Origin of the sequence: Novosphingobium sp. UBA1939, from assembly GCF_002336885.1 — a bacterium.
GTDB lineage: Bacteria > Pseudomonadota > Alphaproteobacteria > Sphingomonadales > Sphingomonadaceae > Novosphingobium.
Genome location: NZ_DDFB01000058.1, coordinates 14770 through 40721, shown reverse-complemented (window position 1 = coordinate 40721; position 25952 = coordinate 14770). Strand labels below are relative to the sequence as shown.

Here is a 25952-nt window from a genome sequence, read left to right as displayed (position 1 = left end):
CAGGTGCGCTGCCGCCTGCCGTTTCGGCAGGCGCGGGCGCCGACTGCATCAGCGCCACGGCCGGAACCAGGGCGCCGGGCGCGACAGCCGCCGCCGGCAGCGGTGTGGTGGCGGTAAGCACAGGCAGGAACAGGGCGGCGGTTTCGATCACAGGCCCTCGCAGACGTTCTGTTCGTTGCTGTCGAGGAACGGCGCGAACGGGCAATTCACGTAACGCAGCCGCACGCCCTGCCCCACGTTGACCACGATCGTATCGGCCCGCATGTCCTTGGGCGCGTTGCCGATCGTGCCCACACGCAGCCCGCCGTTGTTGGCGCCCAGAAACGCGATCATGTCGTCCTGATCGATGCCGTCACCGGAAATACCGATTGCGCCGACCAGCTGGCGACCGCGATAGATCGGGACCGAGCCGGGAAAGATCTGGATGCCGTTGGCCAGCCGCTTCTTGCCGTTGGGTGCGTCGGGAACGGCCGTACATTGCTGCACCACATCCTGCGCCTTCAGCGAGCCTTCGACGAAGACCGCGTGCTGGATCAGGTTCGCCTTGACCAGCGCGATCTGCAGGCCGGTAGCGAACGGGCTGAAATCGGTAATCGGGCGCGAGAGCGGGCCATTGGGCCGCCCCACTTCGCCATCGGGGAAGAACGGGCGCGAAAGGTTGCCGCCCGAACGGTCGGCAAAGGCGACCTTGCCGGTCAGCGCGGTCTGATCGCCCAGAAAATCGCGCACGCGCTGGACGAATGCCGGAATTTCGGCGTCAAGATCGCCGGTCAACTGCGCGGCGGCATTCGGCCCGGAGAAAAACGCGGCGGTGCGCGCCTTCTGGAGCGAGACATCGGTGCCGAAGATCGGCGCGTCTGGCCCGCGCACCACGCCGAGTGGCGCCCCATAGGTATCGACCATGGAGATCGTCACCTGCGCGCGGCTGTCGAGGGGGCGGCGAATCTGCGCGCGGGCGCGGCTCATCACCTTGAACGCTTCTTCCAGCACCGCGCGCACTTCGGCGGCGGTAAGCGGCTGGGTAACGTCCGCGCCATCGGTGCCGCCGCGAATGGGGTAGCGATCGTTGCCCGATCCGTCCGTCAGCACGAAGGCATCGGCGTTCGCGAACTCGCCCGACGTGGCATAGCGGTAGCCGCTGGCTTCGGTGCCATAGGCCGTCCCCGCCAGCACCACGCCGCCGGGATAGTATCCGTTCACCGGAACCAGCGTGCCCACGGTGTTGTTGATCGCGTTGAAATCGGTCTGGAGCGCGTGCAGCCCTTCCACCCGCGCGTCCGAAAAGCGCAAGGTCGAGCCATCGACCGGAATCATGTTGGCGACGATGCTGTCCGGCGGGGCAAAGCCCTGGATGCCGGCCAGTGCCATGTATTCCTCGGGATCGCCGTCCACATCGGCAACATTCGGGTCATAGCCGTAATCGCCATCGGCCATGACGCCGATCCCGCCAACCACCACGCCGTTCTTGTAGAGCGGGAACCCGCCCGGATCGGCAGCGAGGCCCAGCGGCGACCGCTTCGGCCCGATGAACGCTGCCGCGCCCAGGTTGCTGGTGATGTAGCGCGTATTGAGATCGGAACAGGGCAACTGGCTGAACTGCACCCCGAACAGCGGCCCGCTTTCCAGCCCCGGCGTGTTCGGCGCGGGCGGGAAATGTTCCTGCACGATCATGCTGGCCGTGCGCGTGGAAAAGGCATTGCCGCTGCTCGACAGATAGGCGCCGGTGATCGCCTTGGCGATCGCGCCCATCGTCGCTTCCACGGTCAGCCCCTGGGCATCGACTTCACGCGGGCTGATTTCCCCGGTGGCGGTGCGGCGGCTGGTGTCCATCCGCGTCAGCGCGCCGTTCATCCGGAACACCGCAAGCACGTTGCCGACCCGGTCGACCACCGCGACGATCGCCGGATAGTTGAGCGCGCGCGCCTCTCCCACCGCTTGCGCGATGATCTTCTTCACGTCGTCCGGCGTCAGCGCTTCCTGCGCGGGCGTGGCATAGACGCGCGCGCTGCTGGTGGGTGTCGGCGTGGGCGAAGGCGCGGGCGAAGAACCGCCGCCTCCCCCGCAACCGGCCAGCGCGAGCGAAAACGATGCCAGAGTCGCTACCGCCCGGTTGGCGATCACACCGGAAGCAGCCGACTGACGCAGGGCCAGCTTTACCTTCATCCGTGCAGACTCCGGCATCAGCGCAGGCTCCGGATGCTGCGAATGGCCCCGCCCAACGCGCGGCGGAAAGCGATCGGCTGGAAGCCGTTGGGATCCCGCACCGCCGCATAGGCCTGGTTGATCTGCACGCGCAGGCCGTTGGCGGCCCCGCCCGAAACCGCGCCCTGATTGACCAGGCCGTTGAGCAGCGTGTCGATCGCCATGACCGACTGCACCGCGCCTTCGTAATCGGTGAAGCGTTCCGACACCGCGTCGCTGGCGATGGCGTCCATCACCGCGAAGGTCTGTTCGCGGGTGAACGTGGCGCCGGCGAAACGGGTCGAAAGCGTGTCCGCCGCCTGCCGCAAGGCCTGCGCCGCCTGCACCGTCTGCGCCCGACCTTCGCCCATCGCGCGGTGGAACGCCTTGCTGCGCGCATCGAACGTGGTGGCCAGATCGGGCGCGATCACCCGCGCCGCCGCCAGCAGCATGATCATGTTCTCGTCGTTGTAAGGCGGCATTCCCGCGTGAATCGGGCGGCCGGGATTGGGCATCGCCGTCACCGTCGCCTCGTCGCTGTCATAGATGCGGCGGTGGCACGAATGGCAATCGAAGAACGTGAATTCGGGGAAGAGGCCGTCACTGGCCTTGCCCGGCTGGCTGAACAGTTCGAGCGAGCGCTTGACCGCTTCCGCCTGACCCACGGCCCACATCCGCATCCCGTTGGTCTTGCCCCCCTTGCGCTGGGCATAGTCCGAATCCTCGTTGTGGTGGGCCTGGAGCGTCGAGAACAGGTCCAGTTCGAACGAGATGCGCGGGTGGCCCGCCGCCATGATGCGGTGGGCGATGAACTGGCCCTTGCCGTCCCCGGACAAGTGGCAATCGAGGCAGACCTGCGCGCGCACGCGCGGGCTGGTCAGGTCGGTCATCCCCTGCGCGACATTGCGCCCGTGGCTGGCGCCGACAGTATAGTGGGTGGAGAGCCAGCCGCCGGCATTGCCATGGCAGGCTTCGCAATCCACGCCATCGGCCACGCGCACGGCGCCGGGCGTCGCATGACAGCCCAGGCATTCGCGCTGCACACCGGCGGCGTCCAGCCCCATGCGGCGGACGATCGCCTGCCCGCGCGGCTCCACGATGGCGCGATAAGCCCGGCTATGCGCACCGGTGGGCGAGGATTCTTCCTGCCAGCGCAGCAATTCGTCCTGCCGCACCGGGGTGCCATCGGCGACGCTGCGGCCATGGCAGGTTGAGCCGGCACAGCTTGCCACGCCCTGATGCGCGCGGAGCGAGCCACCCGCGTTCTGGGCCTGCAGAGGCGCGGCGGGAACGAACAGGGCAGCCGACAGCGCAGCGCACGCCATCAAGACGCACAGAATCGCAGCCAGATAACCCAATCGCGGGACGGACCGGAAAGCGGTCGAAAGCCGCTTCGGATGGATCGAATTGCCCAGCATTGCCCCTCGTTCCTGCCGGTAGCGGAAAGGAGTGGAAGCTTTTGCCTCTTCACTCCACGCGAACCGGTAGTGCTGCAATGCGACCCCGCGACTGCAGACTAGGCGAGACACCCCTTCGGGTTCAAGCCCTGATTTCGCTTTGGCTCTGGCATTGAAGGCGTTTTTTGCCGCGCGACTGCTCAGGCAGGACGAATGACGATCGTCTGCCCTGCGGGATCGAAGCGCACCGCGCCGATACCGGGGGCGCTGGCGCATTCGCCGGGCCGCACGGCTTCCCCTTCAACCACCGCCTCGCCACGACGCGGCACGATCAGGCACGGCCCGGCATAGGCATCGGCCAGCGCGGCATCCGGGACGCCATCGACGCGATGCGCGGTGAAGTAAGGCCCGCTGGCCAGCTCCACGGTGCCCTCCGGCGGAATCACGCGCCGCAGCGCGGGATCGAGCGGCGCGCCCCGCGCCACTGCCATCCCCCGGTCCAGATGCAACTCGCGCGGGCGGCCGTAGTCATAGAGACGATAGGTGATGTCGCTGTTCTGCTGGATTTCGATCAGGCTGACCCCCGCGCCAATGGCGTGGACGGTACCTGCCGGAATGTAGAAGAAATCGCCCGCCTGCACGGGATGCCACACCAGCATATCCTCGATAGACCCGTCCAGCGCGGCGGCGCGCAGCGTTTCCCGATCGACCGTTTCGCGGAAACCGACTCCCAGCGTTGCGCCCGGCTCGGCATCGATCACCAGCCAGCACTCCTCCTTGCCGCCATCGGATTCGCCCATGGCGGCCGCTTGCGCATCGGAAGGGTGGACCTGCACTGAAAGCTTTTCGGACGTGAAGATGTACTTGACCAGCAGCGAGGGCAGTTCGGGCGGCGGCACGAACCAGATTTCGCCAATGCGCGCGCCGCCATGCGGCGGTGGGAATGGGGCCGGCAGGGTGTCACGCCCCCAAGGCTTCTCGACGGATCGGGTGGTGAGCTTCATCGACCGGACCTCAACGCGTGCCGCACCCCTGCGGGCCATCCCGCGAGCGCTACTGGTTTGCCGCGCCCGACAGCTTACCGACGAGTTGCGCGCCTTCCGGCGTGCAGACCAGAACCTCGTCCTTGTCGACCACCACGATCAGGTTTGTGGCGCCGACGACGGACACGCGCGGGCCATCGGTCTGCACCAGAACGTTGGCGCAATCCTTCAGTTCCACCCGCCCCTTGATCGCGTTGCCCGCACCATCGCGCTCCAGCGCTTCGTGCAGCGCCTGCCAGTTGCCGATATCGGACCAGGTCATCACCGCCGGCACCATGGCCGCGCGAACGGTGTTCTCCATCACCGCGTAGTCTACCGATTCGCCTTCGATCGCGGCGAAGGCGGCCGCATCGGGATGGAAGCGATGCCCTTCCTCCACGCCCTTCTCCACCGCTTCGCGCACGGCGGCGGCAAGCGCAGGGCGATGCGCTGCCAGCTCGGCTAGGAACGCCCCGGCGCGGAAGGCGAAGATGCCGCCATTCCACGAATAGACGCCATCGGCCAGAAACTGGCGGGCACGGTCAAGATCGGGCTTTTCGACAAAGCGTTCGACCCTGGAGCCGCCGGTATCACCGATCGTTTCGCCATGCTTGAGATAACCGAAGCCGGTTTCCGGCGCGGTCGGCGCGATCCCGAACGAAACCAGCCAGTCATCCGCCGCGAGCGCGGCCGCAGCCCGTGCCGACGCCTGAAACGCCGCGAGATCGCCGATGTGATGATCGCTGGGGCAGACCAGCATGATCGCGTCTTCGGGAAGGCGCAGCGCGGCCAGAGCAATGGCGGCGGCGGTGTTCTTGCCTTCGGGCTCGACGATGATGGCCGTCCGATCCGGATCGGGCAGCTGCGATTCCACGTGCCCGAGGTGCGCGGTGCCGGTGACGATCACCGGATCGCCAAAGCCCGCATCCGGTGGACAGCGCAGCAAAGTCGCCTGAAACAGCGTGGTGTCGCCAACCAGGGGAAGGAACGGCTTGGGCATCGCCTTGCGCGAACGGGGCCACAGCCGCGTGCCGCTGCCGCCGCACAAAACAACAGGAATTATGGTCTTCATGATACCCCGTCTTACCTGCCGCCGCTCTGCCATAACCCCAACGCCATGACAAACTTTTTCCCGGCAAGGTTACAAGGCTAAAAGAACCAATGTAGCCGATAAGCATGTCCCATGTTAGGAAACCCCGCGCGAACGCGGGCAACAGTGCCGAAATAAAGACGAACTACACCCGCCGAATAACCATGTTACGAATTTCGGTCATGTCTTCCATCGCGAAACGGATGCCTTCGCGGCCCAGCCCTGAATCCCGCACACCGCCATAGGGCATGTTGTCGACGCGATAGCTCGATACGTCGTTGACGACGATACCGCCCACTTCAAGCCTGTCCCACGCTTCCAGCACCTTGTGCAGATCGCTGGTGAACAGGCCCGCCTGAAGACCGAACTTGCTGTCGTTGACTTCATCGAGCGCCGCATCCCAGTCGGTAAACTTCGACAGGATCACCACCGGACCGAACGCTTCCTCACGATAGACGTCGCTGTCGCGCGGGGCGTCTTCCAGCAGGGTCGCTTCCAGCATGTTGCCTTCGCACCCGCCGCCCGCCAGCAACCTGGCGCCGCCGGCCACGGCGTTGTCGATCCAGCCCTTGAGCCGTTGCGCCTCCTTGGCCGAAATCATCGGGCCGATGAACGTCTCGCGCAGCTTTGGATCACCGGCCACGAGCGTTTTCACCTTGGCCGCCAGCATGTCGCGGAACGTGTCGTAGATATCGGCATGGATGATCACGCGCTGCACATGGATGCAGCTTTGCCCCGACTGGTAGTAGCCGCCGAAAATGATGCGGGCGAGCGCGTGGTCGAGATCGGCGTCCTTGTCGACCACCACGGCCGCATTGCCGCCAAGTTCGAGCACGACCTTCTTCTTGCCCGCGCGCGCCTTCAGGTCCCAGCCCACGCCGGGTGAGCCGGTGAACGACAGCAGCTTCAGCCGCTCGTCCGTGGTGAACAGGTCCGATCCGGCGCGGCTGGCCGGCAGGATCGAGAACGCGCCTTCGGGCAGCACGTCGCATTCGGCCAGCACTTCGCCGATGATGATCGCGCCCAGCGGCGTCATCGACGCGGGCTTCATCACGAACGGGCAGCCGACCGCGATCGCCGGCGCGATCTTGTGCGCGGCCAGGTTCAGCGGGAAATTGAACGGACTGATGAAGCTGCACGGCCCGATCGGCACGCGCTTCCACATGCCCATGTAGCCCTTGCTGCGCGGCGAGATATCGAGCGGCTGGATCTCGCCATAGTTGCGCGTCGCCTCTTCCGCCGCGATGCGGAAGGTGTCGATCAGGCGGCCGACTTCGCCTTCGGCATCGGCGATCGGCTTGCCCGCTTCGATGCACAGCGCATAGGAAAGCTCATCGAACCGTTCGCGAAAGCGGCCGACACAGTGGTCCAGCACATCGCGCCGCTCGAAGCTCGCCAGTTTCGTCAGCGGCTCGGCCGCGCGCACCGCGCCGGCGATGGCTTCGTCGATCACGTCCGGCGTGGCCAGCGCGGTGCGGAACGCGACCTCGCCGGTGAACTTGTCGGTCACCTCCAGGTCGGCGTTGGGCTGCACCGCCTTGTTGTTGAGGTAGAGCGGATAAACGTCCTTCAACTGCACCATATCTCGAACTCCCCCCTCCCGCTGGCGGGAGGGGCCGGGGGTGGGCCTTCGACGGAGCGGGAGTATACCCACCCCTAGCCCCTCCCGCGAGCGGGAGGGGAACAGGTTGCGCCTAAAGCGCCTTCGACAGTTCCTTGATGTCCTTGTTCAGGATCTGGTCGTTTTCCGAATAGTCGACCGGGCAGTCGATCAGGTGGACGCCCGGCGTATCCCGGCAATGCGCCAGCAGTTCGACAAGATGCGCTGCGCTTTGCACGCGATGCCCGCTGGCGCCGTAGCTTTCGGCATATTTCACGAAATCCGGGTTGTTGTAAGTCAGCCCGAAGTCCTTGAAGCCCATGTTCGCCTGCTTCCAGCGGATCATGCCATAGGCGCTGTCGTTGAGGATCAGCACGGTGAGGTTGAGGCCCAGGCGAACGGCCGTTTCCATCTCCTGGCTGTTCATCATGAACCCGCCATCGCCGCAGATCGCCATGACCTTGCGATCGGGATAGAGCATCGCGCTCATCATGGCCGATGGCAGCCCCGCGCCCATCGTGGCCAGCGCGTTATCAAGCAGCACCGTGTTCGGCCGGCACGCGGTATAGCCGCGGGCGAACCAGATCTTGTACACGCCGTTGTCGAGGCAGATGATCCCGTCATCCGGCATCGTGGCGCGCACCTGCTGCACCAGATGCGGCGGGAAGATCGGGAACCGGGCGTCCCCCGCGAGCTTGTCGGTATGCGCGACCTCCGCCTTGCGGAAGGCCAGCATGTGATCGAACGTCCAGCTGCCGGAAGGCACGATGTCCTCCTTCATCTGCCAGACCGCGTTGGCGATATCGCCGATCACTTCGATATGCGGGAAGTAGACAGGATCGACTTCGGCCGTCTTGGTGGAGACGTGGATCACGGTCGGCCCGCCTTCGTTCTTCATGAAGAACGGCGGCTTCTCGATCACGTCGTGCCCCAGATTGACGATGCAGTCCGACGCCTCGATCGCGCGGTGAACGAAGTCCCCGGCGGAAAGCGCCGCGCATCCCAGGAACCGAGGGTGGCGTTCATCGATCACACCCTTGCCGAGCTGGGTGGTCAGGAACGGGATGCCCGTCTTTTCGATGAATTGCAGCAACATCCGGCTGGTCATCGTGCGGTTGGCGCCGGCACCGATCACCAGCACGGGCGATTTCGCCGCCTCCAGCGCCTGCACCGCCTGCCGCACCGACTTGGCATCCGCGTTGGGCCGGCGAACCAGGCTGCGCTTCAGCGGCCGTGAATCGGTGTGTTCGTCGGCAATGTCCTCGGGCAATTCGATGTGCGTGGCGCCGGGCTTTTCCTCCTCGGCCAGCCGGTAGGCCTCGCGAATGCGGCTGGGGATGTTGTCAGACGACGCCATCTGGTGCGTGAACTTGGTGATGGGCTGCATCATCGACACCACGTCGAGAATCTGGAAGCGGCCCTGCTTGGATTTCTTGATCGGCTTCTGGCCGGTAATCATCAGGATGGGCATGCCGCCCAGCGTCGCATAAGCGGCGGCCGTCACGAAATTGGTGGCGCCCGGCCCCAGCGTGGCGATGCACACGCCAGTCTTGCCGGTATGACGGCCATAGGTGGCCGCCATGAACCCCGCGCCCTGTTCGTGCCGGGTCAGGATCAGCTTGATCCTGTCAGAGCGGGACAGCGAATCGAGCAGGTCGAGGTTCTCCTCGCCCGGCACGCCGAAAATGTACTCGCAGCCTTCTTCCTCAAGGCATTCGACGAAAAGATCGGACGCTTTCTTGCCAGTTCCTTCGGCCATGCAACGGTCGCTCCCAGCAGGCGCGCGCAGCCAGACGCGGACCTTTCCCCAACTCGGATACGACCCCGGACAGGCTGGCGTTGTCGTTCTGGCTTCCGCGCCTGTCCCTTGGCCTCAGGCCTAACAAACGGCAGGCGCGAAGTCACCCGGCAATGCGCGGAGACGCGCCCTTAGGGTCAGGACCCATTACTGGCGCGGTCGAGGTTTGAAGCAAAATGGCCTGTTGCAAGGAGAGAGGGCGCGGGAATATGTCGATATTTCAAGCCGTCTCGACGCCGCAGCGGGCCATTTTGGTCAAATCCCGCAGGGACGTCCAAATGGCTTCCATCTCGAACCGAAAGGCGCTTGCAAAGGCAACCAGCCTTCGCGGCGCGCCTTCCGGCCCGATATGTTCGCCATTTGGACGCCTCGATCGCGCCAGTAATGGGGCCTGACCCTAATATCCCCGCGCCAGATCGACCACGTGCGTCAGCGGTTCGCCCGCCAGGAAGCGCGGCATGTTACCCAGGAAGCGCTGCACGGAACGTTGGAACATCCGGTCCTGCGCGCGGCCCGAAAGGTGCATGGTGACATGCGCGTTGGGCAGCGACCACAGCGGATGATCCTGCGGCAGTGGCTCGGGCGTGGTCACGTCGAGAAAGGCCGCGCCGATGCGCTTTTCGGACAGCGCGGCCACCAGCGCGGGCTGATCGACCACCGACCCGCGCGCCACGTTGACCAGCGTTGCGCTCGGCTTCATCGCCGCCAGCTCGGCCGCCCCGATCATGCCATCCGTTTCCCCCGTGGCGGGAACGGCCAGGATCACCCAGTCGAATTCCCCCAGCCGCGCGCGCCAGGCATCCGGCGTCAGCACGCCTTCCCCCGGCGTGCGCCGCACCACCGTCACGTCCACGTCGAACGCGCTCAGCAGATGCGCCACCTTCTGGCCGATCGCGCCATAGCCCAGCAGCAGCGCCCGGCTGCCGGACAGCTCCATCTTGCCCGGCGAATCCATCAGCCATTCGTGCCGGTCCTGCGCGCGCACCACCTCGCGATAGCCCTTGGCGATCGAGAGCATCCCCAGGATCACGTATTCGGCGATGGTGATCGCGTTGATCCCGGCCCCGTTGGTGAATGTCACCCCGCGCTGCGCCATGACATCGAGCGGGAAACCATCGACGCCGGCATAGATCGAATTGAGCCAGCGCAGCTTGCCCGCACGGCGGATCGCTTCGGCCATGTCGCCCTTGTCGTGCAGATCGAACCAGCCGATCTCCGCCTCGGGTGCCAGATCCATCAGTTCGTCCGTGTGGCGGAAATAGCGCGGCTCGATACCGGCGGGCAAATGCCCTTCCACAAGCGGCGCCGCGAGGGCGTTCATCACGAGCACGGTCATTGACGCGGTTCTCTCCCCGGTGTTGTCTGATGACAGCGTAACGCGGAGAGTTCGTCAATGAAACTGATTCAGACGGCCGGCGCTGCCTGAACGCATGGTGGGGTGCCGCCGTTATCGCCGGACGCGTTGCACCGCCCGCATCAGCCGAGCTTCCACTCCCAGCCCAGCGGATCGCCGTCCATCACCTCCACGCCCCGCGTCGCCAGTTCATCGCGCAGCGCGTCGGACTTCGCGAAGTCCTTGTCGGCGCGCGCAGCCTTGCGTTCGGCCAGTACGGTCTCGATCTCGACTTCGGCAATCTCCGCGCCCTTCGGCCGCAGGCGCAAGGCGGTGCGGTCGAGCGTGAGCAGGTCCAGCCCGAGCACCGCGTCCATCGCGGCGATCGCGGCCAGCTTCTCTGCGGGATCGACCTTCTTCAGCGCGATCACCTCGTCCAGCACCGTCAGCGCGATCGGCGTGTTGAGATCGTCAGACACGGCGGCATCGAAGCGTTCGAGCAACGGCGCGAACTTCGGCCCCGGCGCCGCGGCCGGACCACCGGGCGCGCGCTCTTTCAGTTGCCCCACCGCCATCAGCATCCGCTTGAGCCGGGTCAACGCGGCGGCCAGCCCCTCCCACGAGAACTCCAGTTCGCTGCGATAGTGCGCCTGCAGGCACAGCATCCGGTAGGCAAGCGGGTGATAGCCCCGATCGATCAGCAGTTGCAGCCGCAGGAACTCGCCCGACGACTTGGACATCTTGCCGGACCGTTCGACCAGGAAGTTGTTGTGCATCCACACCTTCGCGCCGGAATTGGCCGGCACGTCGAGCCCGTTGGTGCAGCAGAACGCCTGGTTCTGCGCGATCTCGTTAGGATGGTGGATTTCGCGGTGATCGATGCCGCCGGTGTGGATGTCGAACGGGAAGCCCAGCAGCTTGCCCGACATCACCGAGCATTCGAGATGCCAGCCCGGCGCGCCGCGTCCCCACGGCGAATCCCATTCCATCTGCCGCTTTTCGCCCGGCGGCGTCTTGCGCCAGATGGCGAAATCGGCCTGGTGGCGCTTGCCGTCGACCTGTTCGATGCGTCCTTCGCCCTCTTCCGTGGCGGCGCGGGCCAGCCGGCCATAGTCCGCCACGGTCGAAACGTCGAAATACAGGCCGCTCGGCAGTTCGTAGCAGTGCTTGTCCGCGATGCCTTCGGCGAACGCGATCATCTGCGGCACATAGTCCGTGGCTATCGACCAGTGCGCCGGCTGGCGGATGTTGAGCGCGCGAATGTCGGCCCAGTAGGCTTCGGTATAATGCTTCGCGATGTCCCAGATGGATTGGGCGCTGGTGCGCGCCATCTTCTCCATCTTGTCCTCGCCCGCATCCGCATCGTCGGTCAGGTGGCCGACATCGGTGATGTTGATGACGTGGGTGAGCCTGTAGCCCTTGTAGCTCAGCGCCCGCCCCAGCACGTCGGCGAAGACATAGGCGCGCATGTTGCCGATGTGCGGGTAGTTGTAGACCGTCGGCCCGCACGAATAGACCCGTGCCTCGCCGGGATGGACCGGCTGGAATTGCTCAAGGCTGCGGGTCAGGCTGTTGAACAGCGTGAGCGGGGCGGATGGCGGGGTGGGTTGCATGGGCCATGCCCTTGCCCCGCCCCCCGCCATCCGGTCAAGCGTCTCCGTTCAGGCCTCGCCGCTCAAGCCCCGTCATTCAAGGCCGCGCGCAGTTTCCGCCCTCTTCGCGACACTGGCCGTCGCCCAGCAGGTCATCGTTGCCCGTGCCGGTCACCGGTTCGTCGATCAGCGGCGCGAAGCCCGGAGGGGTGATCTCGTTGATCTGCACCAGCGGGCTCTGCGTGAAGCTGTCGGCCGTGGGCACCGTGTTGGTGCCCGGAGGCGGATCGAGATAGGTGACGATCACGTTGCGCACGTCGCCATCGTCGACCCGCTTCGGCGTGCTGTCGCACGATCCCGGGTTGGCCAGCAGACACCCGTTCACGGTGGAGCCGGTCGCAAAGGCGCCATTCACGGAAATCCGCGGAATGGCGGCAAGGCCGGTCTGACCGCCGACGATGCCGTTGATCGCGATCTGCATGGGCGCCTGCGTCCCGCCCGCGCGAATGGTCAGCGCATCGACCACCAGCCCGCGCCGGTCGTCATAGGCGGTGCCGGCCGCTGTGTTCTGGACCAGGAACCGCTGGCCCACGCCAACATCCAGCGCGCCCGCCTCGATCACGGTGCGGCCGGCGGCTACGCCGTCGTTGGCGTCCAGCCGCTTGCTGATCGCGCCGAGATCGGTGAGGTCCGCAATGGCTGCGCGCGCCGCGCCCGTCACCGCGACAAGGCTCGCGCCCGAAACGGACAACGTGCCCCCATGGCCCTGCCCTTCGAGCAGGCGGATCGAGCCGGCTGCCGCGTCGATGAACGTGCCACCGCTGGCGTCGATCGCCAGCGTATTGCCGGCCATGCCGTTCATCGTCACGGCGCCGCCGAACGAGGCCGTGCCCGTCGTAATCAGCCGCAAGGTGCCGGTCGCGCCGATCTGGCCATCCGTGGACACGCCGTTGGCCGCAACGGTGCTGCCGGCCGTGCCGGTAAGCGTGCCGACCTGGAGCGAAGGTCCGGCATTGATCGTAAGATCGCCGCCCGAATGGATGTTGCCGAACTCCGCGTTGGACAGGCGATAGCCGGTCTGGCCGGTCAGCCCGTCGCCCAGCAACATGCCCGACTGGCCGTTGTTGATCAGCGTGATCGCGGTGGTGCGCGCCGCTGTGCCAAGCACTGCCTGCGTGCCCAGATCGAGGTCGGCCGACCGGAACGTGATGGTCTGCCCCACCGCACGCTGACTGACCGCGATCAGCCCTTGCGCCGTCACGTCCAGCGCCGTGCCCGCATCGATGATGCCGCCACGGATGTCGCCACCGATCAGGGTGATCGAACCGGTCGCCTGCATCGTGCCGAAAGTCAGCGAGATCGGATCGATCAGGATGTTTCCGCCAGATGTTGCGCTGCCGATCCTCGCCGTATTCACCACTGTCAGCGTCAGGTTTCCACCGGCGGAAAGGCTGGTCACGTCAAGGTCGTGGGCGGTGCCCACCAGCGTCGTGCCCGCGCTGATGCCCGCGCCGGTGAGGCCGCCGGTGGCCGTCAGATTGACCGCACCCGTCCCGGAAATCGTACCGAGATCAAGCGCCGTACCGCTGATGGTGATGTTGCGCACGCCGGTCGTGGCGCCAAGCCGCACGCTGCCGCTGGACAGGAGATCGACATCGCCGTTGGACAGCACAGTGGAGCCGATCGCGATCGGGCCGGTAGCCGTGATCGCCGCATTCCCCCCGATCGACAGCGTATCGAGCACGGTGAAGGCACCCGGCGTCACGAAGCGGGTAGCCGGCGCGGCATGGTAGCCGGTCAGCGTCCCGGTCGCGATCAGGCTGCCGGCAGCAATGTTTCCGCCAAAGCCCAGCCCGATGTCCCCGGCCGTGGCCTGCACGATCCCGTTGCCCGATAGATCGGTCGCGCCCGACAGGTTCAGCGATCCGGCGGTCAGGTTCGCGCCGGTGAGGACGATGCCCGCGCCGGTCGATTGCAAGTCTATCGTGTCAGCGATGTCGGCGGAGCCGCCGTCGAACGCCAGTGTGCCACTGGTACGGATGTCGAGCGTGCTGCCGTTGAGCGTACCTTCGCCCAGGAAGCCGAGAGGCGCGCCGCCCTCGCCCAGGCCGATCGCGATGGCATTGGCCACGTTTACGTTGCCCAGGCAGATCGAGCCGGTTGCGCAAGCGCCCGGTTCGGGAGCGCTTGCGGGCGCGGACGGGGAGAGCACGTCGGCCGAGAAGTTGCCGCCGAAGAAGGACGCGCCCCGCGCATCGATCGTTTGCCCTTCCAGCCGGATATCCCCGCCTCCGGCGTCAACCGACGTGCCGGCGCCGACGAACAGCGTCGTTGCCGGCACCGACGGCGGGTCGGTTGGCGGCGGGAAATTGGTTCCGGCCGAAAGCGTGATGCCCGGCGTACCGCTGACCAGCCCGCGAAGCGCGCCGCCCACCTGGCGCTTCTGCCCGGACGTGCCGGTGTTCGCCAGCAGGCTGTTGTTCTCGGCGATCCGGATATCGGCGCCGCTGCCCATGTATATGGTGGAGCCGGCGGTCACGCTGTTGCCAGCCGGCATCCGGATGTCCCGCCCGGCGCGGATGTCGACGAAATCAGACGCGACGATAGAGCCACCGCCGTCTTCCTCGCCCAGGATCACGTCGGCGGGGTTGGAAAAGCCGAAGGGCGTGCCCGCGTTCACCTTCACGCTCTCGCCCGAGGCGTTGCGGACGAAGATGTCGCCGCGCGAGGTCAGGCTGATCGCGCCGCCTGCGGTATAGGCACTTCCGGTGCCGCCACCGATGCCGCCGCTGGCGTATATGTCGATCGTGGTGCCCGCGTCGATCCCCGCATGATCGGAGAGGAACATGGAGTAAAAATTGTTGGAATAGATCGACCCGTCCGCCTGAAGGACCGTGCAGGTCACGGCCTCGCAGCCGAACGAATACACGTTCACGCCGCCATAACTGGATCCGCTACTATAGAGCGAAACGTTGCCGGCGCGAACAAGGCCGTTATTCTCAGCGAGAAAATCAACCGAACCCGCGCTATTGATCTGGAGATCTTGCGCAACACCAATAACGCTCCCGTCCGACAGGATCGAGACTTGTGGGTAATAGTTTGCTCCATAACCGTCCGCGTTCACGGTCAGCGAATCGAAGTTCATGGTGCCGGTTTCGGCGGCGCCATGGTTTTCAATGGAAACGCCGCCGGCACCGTAGTTGAACAGAAACGAAGAGTTGTCCTGCACCAGGGCGCTTGTGACATCGATCGTCGTGTTGCCAGCGGAGAACGTGCTGAAATTGCCCTGGCTGTCTTGCCCGGCGGCAATATGCACATGCCCGCCGGTTGGCGCGATGTTGCCGGAACCAAGGAAAGTACCGCTGGCCCCGGGCGGAATCGGCTGCGCCGGTGGCGGGGGATTTGATCCCGGTCCGCCCGCTCCGGGAGACCCGCCAAAGCCCAACCACCGCGTGGTGCCAGTCAGATCGAAGCTCACGTCCCCGAAATCGAGCGTCGTGCCGGCGATGTTGATGTCCACATTTCCGCCGACACCGGCATAACCGGTGCCGCCTTCGCCGCCATCACCGCCACGGCCGCCGATCGCGCTGTTGTCCGCTCCATTGCCACCGTTGCCACCGCCGGAGCCGAAGCCGGTCGCGATGAATTCGGTCTGGCCATAAAGTCCCAGGTGCAGCGTTCCGCCCGTATTCCCGGTGATGGAGATCGAGCCACCATACGCTTCGCCGCCGTCACCCCCACGGCCGCCGGCCCCGCCGGTGCCATTGACCCCCGACGTGCCCGCGCTGCCGATGCCGGAGATCGCGTTGGCCTGGAAGGTGGCGCGCGTTTCCTCCGCAAAATCGATCGTGCCGCTGTCCACGGCGCCGATCAGGATCGAACCGCCGGTCGCTGAACCGCCGTTCGCGCCCTTGACACCTGCCCCGGTCGTCAGATCGTTGCCCTGGGACGAACCGCCGTTGCCGCCTTCCGCGTCAGCCGTCAGAATGATCCGGTCCGAACGGATCAGCGAACCCTCATCGGCGGCCTGAAGCGATATCGTGCCGCCCTTGCCGGCGCCACCGGCGCCGCCGATCGACGGGCCACGGCCGAAGTTGTTGTCGATAAACAGCGCGCCGCCGCCGCTGCCACCAAAACCGGACGATTCGAAATCCGCGAAGTTCAGGTTGATATGCCCGCCGGCGGACGCGCTGATGTTCAGCGAACCGCCTGTCGCGTCCCCGCCTTTTCCGCCGTTGCCGACCGAATCCGCATTGAACACGGCACTGTTACCGCCATCGCCGCCCTGGCCGCCATAGGCGTTGGACAGCAGCGCATAGCTGCCTTCGCCCGACGTAAGCGTCAGGCTGGAAAGCGTGCCGGCCTCGATCGAGATCGAACCGCCGGTGGCCGAGCCACCCGCGCCGCCGTTGCCGGCGACGATGGTCGCGGCCGCAGCATCGCCGTTGCCGCCCCGGCCGCCATAGCCGGCCGAGGCCTGCACGTTGGCCGACAGGTTTGCGACAGAGGTCGACGTGCCATCGGTGTTGATCACCAGTTCTGCCCGCCCGCCGGTCGCATCGCCGCCGGTGCCGCCGTCGTATCCCTTGCTGCTATTGCCACCATCCCCACCGAAACCGGTTGCGGACAGGCGCGGACTGCGCAGCGTGACGGTGCCGGCGTTCACCTCGATGCGCGCCGTGCCGCCCGTGCCCGCGCCGCCGGCGCCACCACCGGCGCCGCCGGTGAAGGCGCTGGCACCGCTTTCGCCATAGCCATCGGCGTAGACCTCAATGCTCTGGACCGTGCCGCTTTCTGTGGTGCCCGTGAAATCGTTTGCGATAGTGAAGGTCGCCGTGCCGCCAACACCATCGCCGCCCCGTCCGCCGCCGCCGGGAATACCGCCGGAACCACCCGAGCCGCCCGAACCGTAGTAAGACGATGAGTAGTCGCCCGGCAGGCCGCCGCGAGCTGAACTGTCCAGCAAGGTACGCGTGGCATCGAACTTGCCCGACGTGATCGTCAGCTGGGCCGTGCCGCCCTGCGCCGCGCCGCCATCGCCGGTTATCAGACCGGCGTTCGCGGACGAACCACCGCTGCCGTATTGATAGATGTTTCCGCCCTGCCCGCCCTGGCCGGCCGCGGAAAGGGTAACTTCCAGGTTCGTCGGGCTAGTCGGATCGTCCGGCAGGTCGATCAGTTCACCCCCGTTCACCAGCAGCGATACCGTGCCACCCTGACCATAGCCACCCGTGCCGCCCTTGCCGGGCGCGGTATCCACCGTTCCGCCCTGGCCATAGCTTTCGGTGGAATAGCCATCGAAATAGTCGGTATTGCCTTCGGCCCGCAGCACGACCGCATTGCTGGCGAGCGAGCCGCCGTTGAGCGTCAGGCTGGCATTGCCGCCCACGCCGGCGCCGCCGTTGCCCGCGTCGATCCCGGCATAGGAGTCCTGATACGAACCCGCCCCGCCGCGTCCGCTCGCCTCGATCGTGAGGCTGGCAATGCTGGACGTGCCGCCGTTGACGGTGAGCGAAGCGGTGCCGCCCGTGCCCGCCCCGCCATCGACCGGGGTGGTCAAGCCATAACTGTCGCCCTGCCCGCCAAAGCCGTTGGCCGAGATGGTCAGTGTATCGATCGTCGCGGTGCCGTCGTTGATCGTGAATTCGGTCGTCCCGCCAACGCCTTCGCCCCCGTGCGGATGGCCGGAGGAAGGCGGAGCAGCGAATGCCGAAACCGTGCCGCCGGACAAGGCCGCGAAACCGAGATTGCGCACGGCGGTGCCAAGGCTGTCAAGCGTGACCGATCCCGCCGTCAGCGAAGCGTTGAAGCCATCGAGCGAGAGGGACACATGCCCGCCGGTGCCGAGGCCCGACCGCGCACCTCCGCCATAGTTGTACCCCGCATAGCCGGAGGACGTAAGCGAAAGGGAATCCGTCGAAAGCGACGAATCCTCGATCCGCAACGTGATGTCGCCCGCGGTGCCGTTGCCGGCGCCGTCCAGATCCTCCGCGCCGGTTGCTTCGGTGGATGCGCTGAGCGCGCCAGAGAGAGCAATGGCGCTGCCGCCACTGGCCGTGATGGAGATGTTGCCCGAAACGGCATCCGTGGCGGCGCTGCTCGTCCCGCTCGCACGAGCGCTGGCCGAAAAGTAAGACGAATCGATCGTGCTCGCGCCGCTGACGTTCACCACGATGTCACCGGTGCGCGATGCGCCCGCGAACGGAGACGTGCTATACGTCTCGAGCGAGATACCCTGCGGCGTATCCAGCGTGGAACCGTTGGTCAGAGACAGCCGCAGAGTGTTCGGGCCTATGGGCTGGCCGGTCTGCGGGTTGACGGCGCCCGCCGTCGCCGACAAGGAACTGTACAGCGACAGGCCATAGTTCGAAGCATCATCGAATGTCAGATGCGCTGCGTCCAGCGCGAGCGAGACATCGCCGACGACAGCGGATTTGCTGGCCGAGGCATCGTTGGACAGGCTGAGTCCGCCCAGGCTGAAACTGCCGTTGGCGAAGCTGGCGGAAACGCTTCCGGTGCGGGCATCGTAGAGGACGTTGTCGCTTCCCAGCGCGGTGCTGGAGCCGGCTTCCAGGAACGTGGCGCCGGCCGCGAAGATGCCATCCGCCACGTTCAGCGAAACGTTGCCCGCGCTCGATCCCGCGCCCGCGACCGGAAGCGTATAGATGTAATAGCTAGACGGGCTGTCAGGCCTGCCCAGCGCTTGCAACCGCAGCCACTGCCGATCGCCATCCGGGCCGATCTCCACGCTGGAATTGACGCCGCTCTGCGTGAAACTGATGGCCCCGGCGTCGGAACGGCCGAAGTTCAACGCTCCCGCGCCACCATAGGCGTTGGCAGCCAGAAGCGCCTGGCCAGTCACGGCAAGCTGGCCATTGGTGATCGTGGTGGTGATCGAGCCGCCACTGGCATCCTTGCCGGTGCTGCCCGCCAGGAATTGCTGCGGATTCTGGGGATCGAATTCGATGCCACCCTTGCCCGAAACGTCCACGTTGAGATCGCTGCCGACCGCCAGACGCCCCCCGCCGGTGAGGGTTATGGTCGCCGAGCCGCCAACCGGGCCGGTCGTGGCGTCGATCTCCAGAATGCCGCCGGTGCTGATCTGGCGGCCCGCCGCGGCCGAAAGCCCGACCGCGTTGCGCGCGCGCAGGGCGACGAGCTGGGTGGACTGGAAGTTCGTGGACGAGGCGGTGGCATCGACATCGATGCGGTCGCTGGCCGTCGCGAGGACCTGGTTGGACGTGGTGAGCCCGGAGACGGATATCCGCCCGCCCGCTGCCGCCGGAGTCGCGGGGAAGTTCACGTTTCCGCCCGACACGTTGTAACCGGCGGACAGCGTGATCGTGCCATCGATTTCGCTGTTGGCGGCAACGGCGGGCGCATAGCCCAGCGAACCCGACACCAGCATGGTGGTCACATCGTTCTTGGGCACGGTGACCAGATATATCCCGTGGTAGGGATCGCTGAAGGTGGCGGCCGCACCGGTGGTGGTGCCGGTGTGGACCACGCCGTTGGCATCGGTGGTGCCGGTATCGACCGTGATGTTGAACAGGCCGTTGTTCACCGTCAGCGTCGCGGCTTCGGCCCCGACATAGGCGACCGCCCCGTTGGCGCTGACCGTGCCGCCCTGCACCACGCGCGGCGCAACCAGCGCCACATAGCTGCCCGGCGCCACCGTGGTGATCTGCGCGCCATTCTGCACCGTGATCGAAGCGCCGGCGTTCGGCGCCTGCCCCAGGGTGATCGCGCCGTTCGCTCCCGCGAACTTCTGCCCATCGGGATTGCCGGCATTGATCGTCACCGGGCTGGCCGTCAGCAGCAGGCTGCCGACGTTGAACGCGCCGGAGGAGCCGACCACCCAGCCGGTCGGGTTATAGAACCAGATGCGGCCGGCATCGCCGGAATTGACCGTGCCGTTGATCTGCAACGGCGATGCCCCCGCCGCGGACGAGCTCACACGGTTGAGCACGGTATAGTCGCCGGAAACGCTGGTATCGGCATTGAAGGTCAGCGTGTTGCCGGTGGGCAGGAACACCCCGCCCGCGTCGGTCGCCGTCCAGTCCACCAGCGCGTCGTGCGCGTTCACGGTGATCGTGTCGCTGCCGGCCGCACGGACCGGCGCGTTGGCCCCGAATACGACCGTGGGCGCGCCATTGACGGCTTGAGCCCAGGCCGGCCCGGCCAGCGGAATGGCGTTGATGATCAGCGCCGCCGCGCCGGTCGAGGCGCCGGCGAGCAGCTTCTGAAGAACCCGGCGCGTGCCGGCCTTGCGGGAAGCCGGAGCGTTGCGCCCCGCGTGGAGTGCCGATTGAACCATGGCCTTGCCTTCCGTTCGCATCTGGAACGCCCCCTTCACAGCCGCCACGGGGCGAGCTGGATCGAAAGATTGATCAGGAAGCGGACATCACCCTTGACCTTCTGCAGCACCGTATCGCGCAGCGGCACCGCCACCACGCCATCGACCCGCACCGCGTCGAACAACGTTGCGCGCACGCCGGCGCCGGCCGAGAACAGCCGTTGCGGATCGGGCACGCCGGCTACCTTGTCGCGGTTCCAGACCCACGCCGCATCGAAGAAGGCATAGGGCTGGAACGCCGGCTTGCCCGGCTCCTTGGGGAACTGCGAACCGATGCGCAGCTCCGTGCGCACGCCGATGCCGCTGTCGCCGATGGCCGCCCCCGGATCATACCCGCGCCCAACGGTGTAGTTGCCGCCGGAGAACTGTTCGTAGGACAGCAGGTTGTCGAACGCGTATTGCGCGCGCGGCGCCACCGCGATCGTGACATTGCGGACCGGGCGATAATCGAATTCGCCCGAAGCGCGGATCAGCGACCCTTCGGGATCGCCGCTGAACCGGCTGGGCGTGACCGCGCCGCAAGCCGCCAGCGACAGGCCGGCGCAGCTCTTCGTGGCGTCGAGGATCGACAGGCCGTGCCGCGCCTCGACCGACAGCCCCCAGTTCCAGTGCGGTTCATAGGGGGTGAAGCCATCGCGGCCGAGCAGGCTCTGGCGTGAAAGCCCGTTCAGGTCGAGCCGCACGAAGGCAACTCTCAGCCGGTCCTCGTTGAAGCGGATCGCCCCGAAATCGACCTGCTGGTTGATCAGATCCAGCCCGCCCGAAGCCGACAGGTTGAACGCCTGCCGCCGCACGAACGGATAGCGCGCCTCCAGCGAGGCGACCAGCGTGCGCGAATGGAACTGGCTGGCCCCCACGGTGGTGGGATTGGTCCAGGCATAGGTGAAATCCCCGCGCAGCGTGAAGCCTTCGCCGCCCAGCCGCATCTCGTGCCCGATCTGCAGCACTTTCTGTTCGCGGAATTCGGGCGTGGCGAAGAAGCTGACTGTGGTGGTATCGCCAAGCCCCGTCAGCCCGTTGAACTGCGCGCGCAACAGGCCATTGAACCGGCCGACGGCCTTCGACCCGAAATTCTGGACCGAGAAATCGGCATAGACCGGCGTGCGCCGGACCGAGACTTCGCCGATCACCTCGCCCGGCGCGCCATCCACCGGGCGCAGCGCCAGCCGCACGTCCAGCCCCGGCACGTCCTTGGCCAGCAGCAGGTAGCGTTCCGCCTGATAGGTGTTGAACACCGGCTCGGCAGTCAGCTTGTTGAGATAGCGCAGCAGCGCGCCTTCGGACGCACCCGCATCACCCTTGATCTGGATGCGCGAAAGATGCGCCAGCAGCACGTCCAGCCTGACGTTGCCATCGGTGATCTTCTGCGGCGGCACCTGCACCGCCGCCAGATAGCCGGCGCCGCGCAGCTTGGTGGCGGCGCGATCGCGGATGTCGCAAATGATCGAAACCGGCTGGTCGGTGCCGACGTATTCGCGGTAGCTGTCGGACAGGTCCACGCCCGGGAGCTTGTCCATGCCCGCGAACGTCACGCTCGACAGCTTGAGGCGGATGCCGGCGAAATCGGGCGAAGACAGCGGACACGGCGCGCGCTCGACCGCCGACGTGTCGACCGCGACCGGCCCGCTCTTGTTCAGCGTGCCTTCGGCTACGCCACGTTCGATTTCCTCGCGCGTGGGCGGCTGCGCGCCGACGGGCGCGGGCGGCGGCACCGCCTGTGCCAGTGCCTGCCCGGCGGGAACGAGAAGCACCGCGGCCAGCGCGGCCGACAGGACTCTGCCTCCGCCGGCAGGCCGGCGGACAACAGCGGAAACAGGCTCGCTCCCGAACGGGCGCGCTGCGACGTAATCGGGCATCCGATCCGTAACTCCATCAGGCGCGACCCTGTTATGATTATCGGTTGTCAAATAGTGGCGTGATCCGGCCTCGTGCCGCCCATGCCGTGGTTTTCAATGCAGGTGCAATCCCCTGCCTATCCTTGTGCAGCCCCGTCAAGCTGTTCGAGACTGGCGGCCAGCCAATCGAACTGGGCCTTGCACCCGTTGTCGAGCAGGAGCGTTCCCAGCGAGGCGGCGTCAGCCGGTACCGCTTCCGGGTCCAGCATCACCACTTCGAAGTCCACACCCTTGTTCGGATCGCCTTCTTCCGCAACCCGGTAACTGTGCCCGTCGAACAATTCCACCTGCGCCCGCGGCCAGGCGACCCCGGCCGTCCGGCTCGGCAGGGCGACCCGCACGGTACCGCCGCCGGCGCTTTCCCCCAGCCAGACAAACCGCCGGGCTTCGGACGCCTTGCGCCACAGATAAAGATCGCTGCCGCGCGGCAGACATACCCGCCCGCCCTGGTCGATATCGGCCAGCCAGATGCTGACCGGGATGGGTTCAGCTGCTTGCCCGCCTTCACCGCCCTGCGCCGGCAATCCACCGCGCACCGCGCCGGCACGCACCGACACCGGATTGCTGAGCGAGCGCGCCAGCAGCGCCGCCGAGCCGGCATCACGGCTGGCCAGCGTGTTCATCGCGAAACTGCCTGCCCCGCGCAGCACCCGCGTTCCCGCGCGATCCAGCACGGTCACCACGTCGCCGGCGCGCAAGGTCACGGTCGCCCCGGCGGGCAGCCGCTTCCCCGGCGGATAGCTGACCGCCGAAGGACCGGTCGATCGCACCACGACCACCTGCGCCAGCGCCATGCCGGACACCGAAAGCCCCAGCGCCAGCACAGTGGCCGCGATCGCGGATTTCAGCCTGCCTGTTTTCAGCCTGCCCATCGTGCCTGCCCCCTTCATCCGCCCGACGCCTGCGGTGCGGCGGAATTGGCGATGACGTCAAGTTGCGCGTTGCAGCCGTTGTCCGCAAACACCGATGCCACGGCCATGTCCTCGGATGGGACACTCGCCAGCAGTTTCAGCCGGATGTTCACGGTCGGGCCGACCGGGTTGCTGAAGGTATAGCTCTGCCCGTCCACCACCGGCACCGATGCCACCGGCCAAAGCTTCAGCGCGCTGCCGGCCTTCCAGGCGACGTCGGCCATCGAACCATCGGCGGAGAGCAGCTTGCCCGCGCCTTCGCTCGCGCGATTGGGTCGCCAGAGGACCAGCGCGGTCGGATCGGCCACGCAGAACGTGCCGCCCTTGCTGACATCGACATACCACACGCTATCGGGCGCGTTCGCTTCCGCGGTCGATGCCGCCAGTGGCGCGCCGCGCACCGCCCCCGTCCGCACACGGGCGCCGGGGGTCCGCACGGTCAGGCTGGCAAGCGCGCTGCCCGCCGTTTCGTCGCGGTTGATCGCGCCGTTGAGCGCGAAGGAACCAGGACCGGACAGCACCCGCGTGCCGGCCTTGTCGAGCACCGTCAGCCGGTCGCCCGCGCGCAGCGTGACACTGGCGTTGGCGGGCAGTTTGCGCCCTTGCGGATATTCGGCGGCGGAAGGCCCGGTCGATCGCACGACGATCGCCTGGGCCAGCGCGGAACCGGCCGAAAACAGGCATCCCGCAGCCATCAGCCCCGCGACGACGGCCTTGCGCGTCTTCGTGTCAGCCAAGGACATAACTTTCTCCCTTATGCGTATGCTGCAATCTCTGGAGGAGATTGAGCACTGCATCGTCTGAATGCGCCATTTCCAGCAGCTTGTCTGTGAGTCCAAGCACACGGTCGCTGTCCCCGGCGTCGTGCGCGGTTATCAGATCGGCCACCGCCGCGCGTTCCGCCGCGGGCATGTCGGGCAGCGGTTCGAACACGTCGACCGGCGTGGCGCGACCGCGCAGCGTGATCGTTCCCATCGGGCGGAACCAGTCCAGCCCGGATCGCTCCATCGCCGCCCGGCTGACCAGAACAGTGGTGTCCAGCGGCTTGTTGGCGCCTTCCAGCCGCGCGGCGGTGTTCATCGCATCGCCCAGCGCGGTGTACTGGATGCGGCCTTCCCCTCCGAAGTTGCCGACGATCGCCTCGCCATAATGCAGCCCCACGCGGGTGCGGCCGATCCGGGGCACGCCTTCGGGCACGTTCTTGCGAAATTCCTCGCCGGCCAGGTACATCGCGTAGGCTGCGCGAACGGCGCGCTCGCCATCGTCGGGATAGGCGATCGGCGCGCCCCAGAACGCCACCACGGCATCGCCGACGAACTTGTCCAGCGTGCCACCATATTGCAGGACCACCGCGCTCAGGCGGTCGAGATAATCGTTGAGCAGCCGGGCGATCACTTCGGGTTCGACCGCGTGAGTCAGTTTGGTGAACCCTTCGAGATCGCTGAACAGGCAGAATATCTCGCGCTTTTCGCCGTGCAGCGACAGCCGTTCGGGATTGCGCATGATTTCCGAAGCGACCGAGCGCGGCAGATACTTGCCCAGCGCCCCTTGCGCGAATTCACGCTGTGCGGCGTTGATGGCGCGCAGCGCCGCGCTGATCGCGGTATAGGCGATCAGCCAGCCAACGAGCCAGCCCATCGCGGGCATCCGCAGCGTATCCATCCCCGCCCGCTCGATCAGGAACGGCAGCCCCAGGAACAGGCCGAATTGCCCGATCACCGCCAGCGCCAGCAGCCAGGTGCGCGTGCGCACCGCCGCGGTCACCGCGCCGAGCCCCACCGCCAGCAGCGCCGCCAGCACCTTGATGGCCACCGGCGGCGGCAGCGTCAGCGCCTTGTCGAGCAGTTGCGCCAGCATGCTGGCGTGGACTTCCACGCCGATCATGCGGGTTTCGCCGGTCACCGGGTTGCCGGTGCGGGTGAAGGGTGTGTCGAACTGGTCGAAGTCCGAGAAATCGCCACCGATCAGAATATAGCGCCCCTTGATCGCATCGGCGACCAGCGGCGCGGTTTCCGGATCGGCCAGCAGGTCGATCGGGATCTTGTCGAATACCGGGCGATCGCTCGCCGTCGGGGACCGGAAACGGATCGGCCCCATGTACGTCGCAAAGCGCGGATCGGCATCCCCCGCCACATGCTGCGTCATCGCCACCGAAAGCAGCGGCGGCAGCCCCGGATACTGCATGGGCCACGCCCGCGCGACGCCATCGTTGTCGGTTTCCAGCAGGATGCTTGCCGGCTTCACGTTTGCGGTCTGCGCCGCCGAGATGAAGCGGCGCAGGTCCTGCTCCTGCTCATAGGTGATCGCGTCGCGATTGGTCCGGTTGTCGGCATAGGCCAGGAAGACCGGTGTCTTCATGCCTTTCAGCGTCGACTGGAGCAGTGGGTCATCGTCCTGCGGCGAATCGAACAGGATGTCGATGCCCACGCCTTTCACCCCGATGCGGTCGATCTGGGCGAGCGCTTTGGCAAGGATGGTGCGATCGACCGGCGATATCTGACCCGTGGCGCGGTTGGTATCGGCGGTATAGACGACCATGGCGATGCGCTTGTCAGGGTCGACGCGCGGCGCGAAGTTGGCCGCCCGAATATCGTAGAGCGCGCTTTCCGCATCGCGCAGCAGCGGAATTTGCCAACTGAACAACGCCGCGAACAGCGCCGTCGCCAGCAGCAGCACCGCCACGGCCACACGCTGGCGGCCAAGCTGCGCCACGCCGCGCCGAAAGCGGCGGCCCCAGTCAGACACGTCCATCAAGGCCGATTTCGCCTCCGGCATCC

The 25952-nt window shown here is 66.5% G+C and carries 13 protein-coding genes; all 13 read right to left on the bottom strand.

The genetic code is table 11. The annotated features are described in order from the left end of the window. Positions 1-147 precede the first annotated feature (147 nt). A complete protein-coding gene (locus B3547_RS08735; RefSeq protein WP_414690524.1) occupies positions 148-2163 on the bottom strand; it encodes a heme-binding protein in 2016 nt (671 codons plus the stop codon). 17 nt (positions 2164-2180) lie between these two features. After that, the gene (locus B3547_RS08730) at positions 2181-3506 is read right to left on the bottom strand and encodes a multiheme c-type cytochrome (protein ID WP_292962181.1); all 1326 of its coding nucleotides are present in this window, start codon (positions 3504-3506) and stop codon (positions 2181-2183) included. A 272-nt stretch (positions 3507-3778) separates the two neighbouring features. Continuing rightward, the gene (locus tag B3547_RS08725; protein ID WP_255530393.1) at positions 3779-4582 is read right to left on the bottom strand and encodes a class I mannose-6-phosphate isomerase; all 804 of its coding nucleotides are present in this window, start codon (positions 4580-4582) and stop codon (positions 3779-3781) included. Between the two features lie 49 nt (positions 4583-4631). After that, positions 4632-5672, bottom strand: coding sequence for a mannose-1-phosphate guanylyltransferase (locus B3547_RS08720; protein WP_292962178.1), 1041 nt, complete (start codon positions 5670-5672; stop codon positions 4632-4634). Between the two features lie 163 nt (positions 5673-5835). After that, positions 5836-7272 carry an aldehyde dehydrogenase family protein gene (locus tag B3547_RS08715; protein ID WP_125955019.1) on the bottom strand — a complete coding sequence of 479 codons (1437 nt, stop codon included), beginning with the start codon at positions 7270-7272 and terminating at the stop codon, positions 5836-5838. A 112-nt stretch (positions 7273-7384) separates the two neighbouring features. Then, on the bottom strand, positions 7385-9049 hold the full coding sequence (locus B3547_RS08710) for an acetolactate synthase large subunit (RefSeq protein WP_125955018.1): 1665 nt from the start codon (positions 9047-9049) through the stop codon (positions 7385-7387). A gap of 436 nt (positions 9050-9485) precedes the next feature. Then, positions 9486-10424: a D-2-hydroxyacid dehydrogenase gene (locus B3547_RS08705; protein WP_292962175.1), complete on the bottom strand. Its 939-nt coding sequence runs from the start codon at positions 10422-10424 to the stop codon at positions 9486-9488. A 140-nt stretch (positions 10425-10564) separates the two neighbouring features. Then, on the bottom strand, positions 10565-12034 hold the full coding sequence (gene cysS / locus B3547_RS08700) for a cysteine--tRNA ligase (RefSeq protein WP_292962173.1): 1470 nt from the start codon (positions 12032-12034) through the stop codon (positions 10565-10567). Between the two features lie 76 nt (positions 12035-12110). Continuing rightward, a complete protein-coding gene (locus B3547_RS08695; RefSeq protein WP_292962171.1) occupies positions 12111-20330 on the bottom strand; it encodes a beta strand repeat-containing protein in 8220 nt (2739 codons plus the stop codon). Positions 20331-20365: 35 nt separating this feature from the next. Then, positions 20366-22225, bottom strand: coding sequence for a ShlB/FhaC/HecB family hemolysin secretion/activation protein (locus tag B3547_RS08690; protein WP_292962169.1), 1860 nt, complete (start codon positions 22223-22225; stop codon positions 20366-20368). 116 nt (positions 22226-22341) lie between these two features. Next, positions 22342-23154, bottom strand: coding sequence for a hypothetical protein (locus B3547_RS08685; protein WP_148092128.1), 813 nt, complete (start codon positions 23152-23154; stop codon positions 22342-22344). After that, positions 23151-23912 carry a hypothetical protein gene (locus tag B3547_RS08680; protein WP_124807993.1) on the bottom strand — a complete coding sequence of 254 codons (762 nt, stop codon included), beginning with the start codon at positions 23910-23912 and terminating at the stop codon, positions 23151-23153. Before B3547_RS08680 ends, B3547_RS08685 begins: the two co-directional genes overlap by 4 nt. Beyond that, positions 23905-25950: an adenylate/guanylate cyclase domain-containing protein gene (locus B3547_RS08675; RefSeq protein WP_292962163.1), complete on the bottom strand. Its 2046-nt coding sequence runs from the start codon at positions 25948-25950 to the stop codon at positions 23905-23907. The genes B3547_RS08680 and B3547_RS08675 overlap by 8 nt, the downstream gene beginning before the upstream one ends. Positions 25951-25952 lie beyond the last annotated feature (2 nt).